The organism is Streptomyces synnematoformans, from assembly GCF_039531005.1.
GTDB classification, from domain to species: Bacteria; Actinomycetota; Actinomycetes; order Streptomycetales; family Streptomycetaceae; genus Streptomyces; species Streptomyces synnematoformans.
The window spans coordinates 1-9781 of sequence record NZ_BAAAPF010000268.1; the positions used below are offsets into that span (position 1 = coordinate 1).

Here is a 9781-nt window from a genome sequence, read left to right on the forward strand (position 1 = left end):
CAGGCAGCCCTCACCCTCCACCTCACATGCTCAAACTGAGGTTGGAAAAAGCTCAGTGGCGGCGGCATCCACGGTGCGTGGGGCTGGCGCGGGCGCAGTTGCGCAGGGTGTTGGCCGCGTGGGGGATGGCTGGGATTGCGGAGCCGGCGGTGCTGGTGGTGTCGGAACTGGTGACCAACGCCGTCGTTCATGCCCGCGTGCCGCCGGGGCGGGAGATCCTGACGCGCTGCGTCCGGCAGGACCGCGGGGTGCGTATCGAGGTGCACGACGCCTCCGGCGTCTGGCCGGTGCGACGGGTGCCGGACGAGGCGGGCGGTTTCGGCCTGGTCGTGGTCGAGGCGCTGGCGGCGCGGTGGGGCGTGGCCGAGCGCGGCGGGGTGGGCAAGGCGGTGTGGGCGGTGGTCGTCGAGCCGGGGGCCCGGGGTGCCGGGTGAGGGGGCGGGCACGTGACGGGGTCCGGTCGCGCTCCGGGCGGGCCCGGTGCTCCGAACCCGCCCCTGCGCCGGAGCACCCCGCCGCCGCGGTCAGACGCGGCCGCGGCACAGTTCCAGCAGAGTCATCGCCAGCGTCGTGCCCGGGCGGCCCAGGTGGTCGCGGTAGCGGGCGAGGATCTCCATCTCGCGGGAGAGGTTCACCCGCCGGCCGCCGGAGGCGATGCGGGCCCGCTGGATGTCGGCCGAGACCGCCATCCGCTCCTCCACCAGCGCGATGATCCGGCCGTCGAGGTCGTCGATCCGCTCGCGGGCGCCGGTGATCTCCGTCGCCGCCTCGTCGGTGCGCGCCCCGGTCCGGTCGCTCGCCTGGGTTGCGTTCATCTCGTCACTCCTGGGATACGGGTCCCGGAGCCCGCCGCCCGGCGGCGTACACACAGCGCGCCCCGGGCCTGCCGGCCCGGGGCGCCTGGGAAGTCGCTTGTCAGTCAGCTCAAGCGCACGACCATGGCAGCCGGACGGGCCGGTTGCCATAGGTAAAGCGGAAGCTCTGCGTGCGCATGGACCCCAGTATCCACCGCCGTCCCGCCGGTGGACAACGGCGGCCCGCATGGTGAGACACCGCAGCCGATAGACTCGGCTGTATCCCCCCTCCCACCACCCTGTATCTCCCCTCCCACCGCCGGAAGGCCGCAGCAGTGACCTCAGCGAGCCCCGACACCGTTCTCGTCGTGGACTTCGGTGCCCAGTACGCCCAGCTCATCGCGCGCCGCGTGCGCGAGGCGCGGATCTACAGCGAGATCGTGCCGTCCACCATGCCGGTGCCGGAGATCCTGGCGAAGAACCCCAAGGCGATCATCCTCTCCGGCGGCCCCTCCTCGGTGTACGCGGAGAACGCCCCCGGCATCGACCCGGCGATCTTCGCCGCCGGGGTGCCTGTCTTCGGGATGTGCTACGGCTTCCAGCTCATGGCCCAGGCGCTCGGCGGCACGGTCGACAACACCGGCCGGCGCGAGTACGGGCGTACGGAGCTGAGCGTCTCCCGGCCCGACTCGACGCTCTTCGAGGGCACCCCCGGGCGGCAGGACGTCTGGATGTCCCACGGCGACGCCTGCTCCGCCGCCCCCGCGGGCTTCACGGTGACCGCGTCCACCGAGGGCGTGCCCGTCGCCGCGTTCGAGGACGACGAGCGGAAGCTGTACGGCGTGCAGCACCACCCGGAGGTCATGCACTCCACCCACGGCCAGCTGGTCCTGGAGCACTTCCTCTACCGCGGCGCCGGTATCGCCCCCACGTGGACGACGGCGAGCGTCGTGGAGGAGTCGGTCGCCGCCATCCGCGCGCAGGTCGGGGACGCACAGGCGATCTGCGGGCTGTCCGGCGGGGTGGACTCGGCGGTGGCCGCCGCGCTGGTGCAGCGGGCCATCGGGGACCGGCTCACCTGCGTCTACGTCGACCACGGGCTGATGCGCAAGGGCGAGTCGGAGCAGGTCGAGAAGGACTTCGTGGCGGCGACCGGCGTGCAGCTGAAGGTCGTGGACGCGGCGAAGCGGTTCCTCGCCGCACTGGCCGGGGTGTCGGACCCGGAGCAGAAGCGGAAGATCATCGGCCGGGAGTTCATCCGGGTCTTCGAGCAGGCGCAGGCCGAGGTCGTCGCGGCGGCGGGGGAGACGGGGGCGCCGGTGCGCTTCCTGGTGCAGGGCACGCTCTACCCGGACGTCGTGGAGTCCGGCGGCGGTACGGGCACCGCGAACATCAAGTCCCACCACAACGTCGGCGGGCTGCCGGAGGACCTGGACTTCGAGCTGGTCGAGCCGCTGCGGCGGCTGTTCAAGGACGAGGTCCGGATGGTCGGCAAGGAGCTGGGGCTGCCCGAGGCGATGGTGCAGCGACAGCCGTTCCCCGGCCCGGGGCTCGGCATCCGGATCGTCGGCGAGGTCACCGAGAACCGGCTCGACCTGCTGCGCGAGGCGGACGCCATCGCCCGCGAGGAGCTGACGGCGGCCGGTCTCGACCGCGACATCTGGCAGTGCCCGGTGGTGCTCCTCGCCGACGTACGGTCGGTGGGCGTGCAGGGCGACGGGCGGACGTACGGGCACCCGGTGGTGCTGCGGCCGGTGTCGTCGGAGGACGCGATGACGGCGGACTGGTCGCGGCTGCCGTACGAGGTGCTGGCCCGGATCTCGACGCGGATCACGAACGAGGTGCCGGAGGTCAACCGCGTGGTCCTCGACGTCACGTCGAAGCCGCCGGGCACCATCGAGTGGGAGTGAGCGGCCCGCCGGTCCCGCCGCGCCCGCGGTAGGGCAGAATTCGCTCTCATCACATGGACGGCTTGCGGTCAAGGGGGCACGAGGTGGCGGTGGAAGCGGGGGACGACGACACGTACGCGCCTGCGGCGGGCGCCGCCGCAGGCGGTACGGAGTCCGGCGCCGCGGCCCCGCCTGCGGCGGGCGCCGAGGGCGAGTCGGCGGGCGGCCCGGCGGCCGCGGATGCCGCCGGCGGGCCGGCGGACTCCGGTGGTACGTGGTCCGGTGCCGAGCGCGGATCGGGCGACGGCCCCCAGGCCGGGAGACCGCAGGTCGGGAGCCCGCAGGCCGGCGGCGCCGCCGGTGTGCCGGTGCAGCGCGGGGACGGTGGCACGGGGCCCGGCACCGAGCGCGGTACGGGCGGTGGCCCCCGCCGGTCCGGCTCCGGCGGGGAGGTGCCGACGGGCTCCGGCGTCCCCCACGGTACCGGCAGCGCATCCGCCGGGTCCCGCGCCACCGCCGCCGGATCCGGTGCCACCGGCGCCGCCGTCCCCGGGGCCGAAACGGGCTCCGATTCCGCCCCCGCCTCCGATTTCGACCGCCGCCGCGACGGCTTCGCCGCCGGCGAGGGGGTGCCCGCCGGGGTCGCGCACTCGCCCGGCGCCTCCCGGCAGTGGGTCTCCGACGAGCTGACCCGCTCCGCCGACACCCTCGCCGCCCGCGCCGCCGCCGCGGGCGGGACGTGGCCGGCGGCGCTGTGGCGGCGCACCCTGTACGTCATCGGCGCCGGCCTGCTCGCCCTCCTCCTCGTCGTCGGGCTCACCGCCCTCGGCCCGGGCTGGACCCGGGCCCGTACCGCCGCGCTGCTCGCCGCCGTGCTGACCGCCGGGCTGCTGGCCGGCGCCGCGTGGCTGAACCGCGCCCGCGGCGGGCTCCTCGCCCCCGTCGTCGGCGAGGACGGCCGGCTCTCCGCCGGCCGGGCCGTGGCCGTCGCCGGGGCGCTGCTCGCCGGGTACGCGCTGCTGCACCTCGCGCTCGCCCTGGCCCTCGCCGACGGCTCCGCCGCCCGCGACCGGCTCCTCGACGGCCTCGGCTGGTCGGGGACGGGGCCGGGGACCGGTGCCGGCGGCGCCGCCGGGCTCGTCGCCGCCCTCGCCGACGTCCGGGCCGCCGCCCGCGGCGCCCGCGCCGTCGTGGCGTACCGGCTGCGCAGCGGTGGCCTGACCAAGACCCGCGCCGCCCGCCCCCGCGCCGCCGACCTGCTGACCGACGACGCCGGCCGGGCCGCGGCCGTCGACATCCAGTACGCCGTGGTGGCCGCCGCCGCGCTGCTCTTCGCGCTGGTGCAGCTGGGCCGCCGGCCCGAGCAGCTGCCGGGGTTGCCGTGGGGCGTCGCGGCGCTGGTCGCCGTGAGCGCCGCGGTTCACCTGGCGGCCCGGCTCGTCGACGGCGGGCGCCCGGCGGTGCTGTCCGTGGTCCGGGTCCGCGAGCCCGGCGACCTGCACACCGCGATCCGTACCGGCGACGATGTCGAGGTGCGCGGCACCGGGTTCGTGCCGGCGGGCGCCGAGTCGCCGGAGCAGCTGGCGCGCGTCGTCGTACGGATCGGAGCCGTGCACGTGCACGTGCCGCTGGTCCCGGTCGCCGGCGGCTTCGCCAACCCCACGGCGACCCGGCTGACGGTCCCCGTGCCGGTGGACGTGGAGCCGGGCCGCACGGAGCTGCGGGTGGTCACCGCCGGGGGCGCGGAGTCCGCCCCGTACCTGCTCGACATCGTCGACTGAACCTCCGGCTGGACCACCGGCTGGACCACCCGCCGGACCATCCGCTGACCCACCTGCCGGGTCACCGGCTGGATCGCGACCGGACGTCGACCGTGCGGACGCGAACGACCCGATCCGGTTGAGCGTTCAGGAAATGCTTTACGTATCCCCTCCCACACATGAAGTATCGGCGCCGGGGCGATCACCGGCACGGTCTACGGCAGGAGAGGCGGACTACACATGGCACAGGACCAAGCGTCCCGCACCGGCGTACTCGGGAGGGTGCCCCAGGGGGAGCCGCCCGGCGGCATCCGGGCCGTCGCCGCCCGGTTCGCGCTGCTGCCCCTGCGGATCTTCCTCGGCATCACCTTCGTCTACGCCGGCTTCGACAAACTCACCGACGACGCCTTCCTCGACGCCAGCGGTCCCGGCTCCCTCCACGACACCCTCGACGCCCTGCCCGACGTCGCGATCCCCGCGCTGGTGGACCTGGCGCAGAAGGCGCCGACGGAGTTCGGGATCGCCATCTCGCTCGGCGAGATCGCGGTGGGTCTCGGCACGCTCGCCGGGCTGTGGGCGCGGCTGGCCGCGACCGGCGGCGCCCTGATCTCGATGACGCTGTGGTTCACGATGAGCTGGTCCGCGGACCCGTACTACTACGGCCAGGACCTGCCGTACATGATGGCGTGGACGGCCCTGATCCTGGCCGGCGCGCCCTACTGGTCGCTGGACTCGGTGCTCGCCGTCCGCCGCCGCAGGAAGGGCCAGCAGCTCTTCGCCTAGCGGCCCCCGCCGCCCGAGCCCCCGCCGCCCGCGCCCGCGCCGGCGCCACCGTCCGCGCGCTCGCCGTCCGTGCGCCCGCCGTCCGTGCGCCCGCCGTACGCACCCGCGCCACCGCCCGAGCCGTCGTCGTCGGCCGGAGGCTCCACGTCCCCGCCGCCGAAGCGCATCTCGTACGTCCCGCGCAGCTCGTCCATCGGCATCGCCCCCAGCCCCGCCTCCCGCGGCGCCGGCGCCGCGGCGTGCGCCTCCCGGGCGCGCCGGCGCGCGCGGTGGCGCGCCGCGTAGCCGACGGCGGCGACCAGGGCGGCCAGCGCCAGCCCCGGCGGCACCACGGCCAGCGGCACCCAGTCCGGCTGGCGCAGCGCGTCGGACGCGTCGAGCAGGCCGAGGGTCGCGCCGCAGAGCAGCACCAGGCCGGCGACCAGCTTCGCGGGCTCGAACCTATGACGTCGCACGCACAACCTCCAGCTGGCCGACCGAGACCGTCAGGTCCAGCACCATCGTGCCCGCCGGGCCGTCCGGCCCGTCGGCCGTCGGCTCCAGCACCGTCGTGCGCTCCTGCCCCGGGGACACGTCGATGTCGCCGTCGTCCGGGGGCTCGGTGTGCGTGGTGGGCGGCAAGTGCAGGTCGCCGATGTCGACCCGGCTGTGCACCTCGACCCGGACGTCGTCGGGGACGTGCACCTCCAGCTGCCCCAGGCCCACCTCGGCCGTGGTCTCGACCCGCTGGCCCGGGGCCAGCTCCAGCCTGCTGAGGTCCAGCTCGGCCTCGCCGCTGCCCAGCTCGTACCGCTCGCGTACGTCCGTGACCGCCGCCGGGCGCCAGGTCCGCTCGCCCCAGTCCGCGGTGATGGTGTCCGGCAGCCAGAGCGCGCCGGCCAACAGGACGGTCGTGAGCAGCGCCCAGAAGGCGGTGCCGCCGCCGGTGCGGCCGAGCCAGGCGCTGAGCGTGAAGCCGGCGCCGAAGACGGCGAGCGCGCCGCCGAGGCCGAGCGCCAGCGTGGTGCCCAGCGGCTCCGCGCCCCAGGTGGCGACGATGACGACGGAGCAGGTGGCGGCGGCGGCGAGGAACGTCCAGCCGCCGATGCCGACCGCCTCGTGCTCGCCGCGGCGGCCGGTGCCGGACGGCCCGGTCTTCCTGCGGCAGCCGGTGCGGGACGGGCCCTCGGCCGCGGCCTCGTCGGCGGCGTCGTCGTCGGGTCCCCAGAGGTAGGGCGGGAAGTCGCCGTCCTTGGTGAGCGGGTCGCGCCACCAGGACGGCGAGTACGGCACGGGGGGCGGCGCGGTCTCCGGCGGGGCGTCGGCCACGGCGTGGGCGGTGGCGTCGTCCACGGGGACGCCGTCGGCGGCCATCTCCTCGGCCGCGCGGCGGTGGTGCGACCAGTAGGCGGCGCCGCCGAGGCAGAGGATCAGCAGGGCGGCGAAGAAGTGGGTGTCCGTCGTGTTCAGTACGGACAGGAACAGGCCGCAGCCGACGACGGCGAACAGCAGCGCCGTCAGCGCCGAGCCCTCGACCCGGCCGGACAGCAGCCGGCGGCCCTCGCTGTCGTCCTCGCCGTCGAGCGGCATCAGCAGCCAGGCGAAGCCGTACGCGACGAGCCCGAGGCCGCCGGTGGCGGTGAGGACGCCGAGCACGATGCGGAAGATGACGGGGTCCATGCCGACGTACTGGCCGAGGCCGCCGCAGACGCCGCCGACGACCTTGTAGCGGCGGCTGCGGCGCAGCCGCGGGCGCGCGGGACCGGGGTCGGGGGAGCCCGCGTCCTCGCCGGCACGCTCCCCGGCGCCCGTGCGCGTCCGGGCCCCCGCCGCGGTGCGGTCGCCGGGCGCCCCGTTCCGCCCGTCGGCGTCCGCGTCGGGGCTGGTGTCGGTCATGGGTCCATGGTGGCGGACGCCGTCGCGGTGCGGGAGGCGGGACCACCCGGAGCCCACCCTGAAATCCTCCGGGGACCGATGGGGGGCCAACCCTGATGCCAGGGCCGCCCCGCCCGTGTGACGATGCAGGACATGACCGCAGCCACCGCCGCGTCCGCCGCCGACGGCGCCGCCCCGCCCGGCGGCCCGTACGACCCGTACGACCCGTACGAGCGGCCCGTCCGGCGGCTGTACCGCAGCGCGGACGGGCGCTGGCTCGGCGGCGTCGCGCGCGGTCTGGCCGGGCACCTGGGGCTGCCGGTGTCGTGGGTGCGGATCGTCTTCCTCGGCCTGCTCATGGCCAACGGCCTGGGCGTGCTGCTGTACGCGGTCTTCTGGTTCGTCGTCCCGCTCGGCCAGGGCGGCCGGGCGGAGAAGCCGCTCGTGGACGTCGACGCCGACGGGCGCAAGCGGCTCCGCAAGCTCGACAAGGGCCAGCTGCTCGCCCTGCTGGCGCTGCTCGTCGGCGCCGGGATCTTCGCGGGCAGCCTCGACCTGGGCCGCTCCAACGCCTTCGTGTGGCCGCTGCTGCTCATCGGCGCCGGCGTGGCGCTGGTGTGGCGGCAGGCGGACAACGCCCGGCGGGCGAAGTGGGCGGCGGTCACGCGCGGGACGAAGTTCCTGCCGCTCGCGCGCGGCGCCGCCGGGGTGCTGCTGGTCGGGGCGGGGGTCAGCGCGATCGTCGTCATCCAGGGCTCCACGCGGCACATCGGCGCCGTGGTGCAGGCGTCGCTCGCGGTGCTGGTGGGGGTGGCGCTGCTGGCCGGCCCCTGGCTCGTACGGATGGTGCAGGACCTCTCCGAGGAGCGGCTGATGCGCATCCGCGCGCAGGAGCGCGCCGAGGTCGCCGCGCACGTGCACGACTCCGTGCTGCACACCCTCACGCTCATCCAGCGCAACGCCGACAACTCCGGCGAGGTGCGCAAGCTGGCCCGCGCGCAGGAGCGGGAGCTGCGCACCTGGCTGTACCGGCCGCAGGGGACCGGGAAGGCCGACGAGGACGACGGGGCGGGGCCCGGCACGCTCGCCGAGGGGGTGCGCCGGACGGCGGCGGAGGTGGAGGACTATCACGGGGTGCCGGTGGAGGTGGTGTGCGTCGGTGACTGCCCGCTGGACGACAGGCTCGGGGCGCAGCTGCAGGCGGCGCGGGAGGCGATGGTCAACGCGGCCAAGTACGGTGGCGAGGCGGGGCCGGTGCAGGTCTTCGCGGAGGTCGAGGGGCGGCAGGTGTTCATCTCGGTGAAGGACCGCGGCCCCGGCTTCGACCCGGACGCGGTCCCGGCCGACAGAATGGGCGTACGCGAGTCCATCATCGGCAGGATGGAGCGCAACGGCGGCACCGCCCGGCTGCGCACGCCGGCGGGCGGGGGCACCGAGGTGGAGCTGGAGATGGAGCGCGCCGAGTGAGGGCGGGGCGCGGACAGACATGGACGGACATGGACGGGCGTGGACGTGGCCGTGCCGGGCGTGGACGCGGCGGGCGCAGTGAGGAGCGGACGATGACGGACGACGCAGCGGGCGGAGTGCCGGTGAGCGGTGCGGGCCCGGAGGAGGGCCGTCGGGTACGGGTCGTGCTCGTCGACGACCACCGCATGTTCCGGGCCGGGGTGCAGGCGGAGATCGGGGTCACGGACGAGACCGGCGTCGAGGTCGTCGGCGAGGCGGCGGACGTGGAGCAGGCGGTGACGGTCATCACCGCCACCCGTCCCGAGGTCGTCCTGCTCGACGTGCACCTGCCGGGCGGCGGCGGCGTGGAGGTGCTGCGCCGCTGCGCGGGGCTGATGGGCGAGTCGGCGAGCGGCGAGGCGCCGGTGCGCTTCCTCGCGCTGTCGGTGTCGGACGCGGCGGAGGACGTCATCGGCGTCATCCGCGGCGGCGCCCGGGGGTACGTGACGAAGACCATCACCGGCTCCGACCTGGTCGACGCGATCTTCCAGGTGTCGGAGGGCGACGCGGTCTTCTCGCCGCGGCTCGCCGGCTTCGTCCTCGACGCCTTCGCGTCGACGGACGCGCCGCCCGTGGACGAGGACCTGGACCGGTTGACGCAGCGGGAGCGGGAGGTGCTGCGGCTGATCGCCCGGGGGTACGCGTACAAGGAGGTGGCGAAGCAGCTGTACATCTCCGTCAAGACCGTCGAGTCGCACGTCTCGGCGGTGCTGCGCAAGCTGCAGCTGTCGAACCGGCACGAGCTGACGCGCTGGGCCACGGCCCGCCGCCTGGTCTGACGCGCTCCTGCCGAGGCCGGTCCGACGTACTCCTCCTGAGGACGGCGTCGTCACGCGGGACGTACCGCCGTCGCGAACGGCATCGAGTCCACCGGGGCGTAGCGCACGCTGGCGCCCGGGCGGGGCGCGTGGATGATCTGGCCGCCGCCCGCGTAGATGCCGACGTGGGTGCGGCCCGGGTAGTAGAAGACCAGGTCCCCCGGCGCCAGCGCCGAGCGCGGGACGGCGGTGCCGGCCGCGGCCTGGGTGTAGGTCGTACGGGGCAGGGAGACGCCCGCGGCGCCCCAGGCGGCCTGCGTCAGGCCCGAGCAGTCGAAGGAGCCGGGCCCGGTGGCGCCCCAGACGTACGGGCTGCCGACCGCGCCCCGGGCGTACGACACCGCGCGCGCGGCGCGGGCGCCCGGCGCCTGCGGTGA

The 9781-nt window shown here is 75.8% G+C and carries 10 protein-coding genes; 6 read left to right on the top strand and 4 right to left on the bottom strand.

Going from position 1 to position 9781, the window contains the following annotated elements:
• Window positions 1-26 precede the first annotated feature (26 nt).
• A complete protein-coding gene (locus tag ABD317_RS28390) occupies window positions 27-434 on the top strand; it encodes an ATP-binding protein (RefSeq protein ID WP_344293350.1) in 408 nt (135 codons plus the stop codon).
• A 90-nt stretch (window positions 435-524) separates the two neighbouring features.
• Here the strand turns inward: ABD317_RS28390 and ABD317_RS28395 are convergent, their stop codons facing one another.
• Complete coding sequence (locus ABD317_RS28395) at window positions 525-815, bottom strand: chorismate mutase (RefSeq protein ID WP_027755745.1); 291 nt, start codon at window positions 813-815, stop codon at window positions 525-527.
• Window positions 816-1129: 314 nt separating this feature from the next.
• Between ABD317_RS28395 and guaA the strand changes: the two genes are divergently transcribed.
• From guaA to ABD317_RS28410, 3 genes are all read left to right on the top strand, one after another.
• Window positions 1130-2704 carry a glutamine-hydrolyzing GMP synthase gene (guaA, locus tag ABD317_RS28400; RefSeq protein WP_344293337.1) on the top strand — a complete coding sequence of 525 codons (1575 nt, stop codon included), beginning with the start codon at window positions 1130-1132 and terminating at the stop codon, window positions 2702-2704.
• A 431-nt stretch (window positions 2705-3135) separates the two neighbouring features.
• Entirely contained in the window at window positions 3136-4464 is a 1329-nt protein-coding gene (locus ABD317_RS28405) for a hypothetical protein (protein WP_425582456.1), read from the top strand.
• 219 nt (window positions 4465-4683) lie between these two features.
• Window positions 4684-5226 carry a DoxX family membrane protein gene (locus tag ABD317_RS28410; protein ID WP_027755742.1) on the top strand — a complete coding sequence of 181 codons (543 nt, stop codon included), beginning with the start codon at window positions 4684-4686 and terminating at the stop codon, window positions 5224-5226.
• Here ABD317_RS28410 and ABD317_RS28415 read toward each other — a convergent pair.
• Together ABD317_RS28415 and ABD317_RS28420 are read right to left on the bottom strand one after the other, a co-directional pair.
• The gene (locus ABD317_RS28415; RefSeq protein WP_344293340.1) at window positions 5223-5681 is read right to left on the bottom strand and encodes a hypothetical protein; all 459 of its coding nucleotides are present in this window, start codon (window positions 5679-5681) and stop codon (window positions 5223-5225) included. The genes ABD317_RS28410 and ABD317_RS28415 overlap by 4 nt on opposite strands.
• The gene (locus tag ABD317_RS28420; protein ID WP_344293342.1) at window positions 5668-7101 is read right to left on the bottom strand and encodes a PspC domain-containing protein; all 1434 of its coding nucleotides are present in this window, start codon (window positions 7099-7101) and stop codon (window positions 5668-5670) included. Before ABD317_RS28420 ends, ABD317_RS28415 begins: the two co-directional genes overlap by 14 nt.
• Before the next feature lie 132 nt (window positions 7102-7233).
• Here ABD317_RS28420 and ABD317_RS28425 point away from each other — a divergent pair, with 132 nt between their 5' ends.
• Both ABD317_RS28425 and ABD317_RS28430 read left to right on the top strand, forming a co-directional pair.
• On the top strand, window positions 7234-8547 hold the full coding sequence (locus ABD317_RS28425; RefSeq protein WP_344293344.1) for a PspC domain-containing protein: 1314 nt from the start codon (window positions 7234-7236) through the stop codon (window positions 8545-8547).
• Between the two features lie 92 nt (window positions 8548-8639).
• A complete protein-coding gene (locus tag ABD317_RS28430; RefSeq protein ID WP_344293346.1) occupies window positions 8640-9365 on the top strand; it encodes a LuxR C-terminal-related transcriptional regulator in 726 nt (241 codons plus the stop codon).
• Between the two features lie 50 nt (window positions 9366-9415).
• On the opposite strand, the gene ABD317_RS28435 is transcribed toward ABD317_RS28430, so the two are convergent.
• The coding region (locus ABD317_RS28435; RefSeq protein ID WP_344293348.1) for a C40 family peptidase at window positions 9416-9781 on the bottom strand (366 nt) is incomplete at its 5' end.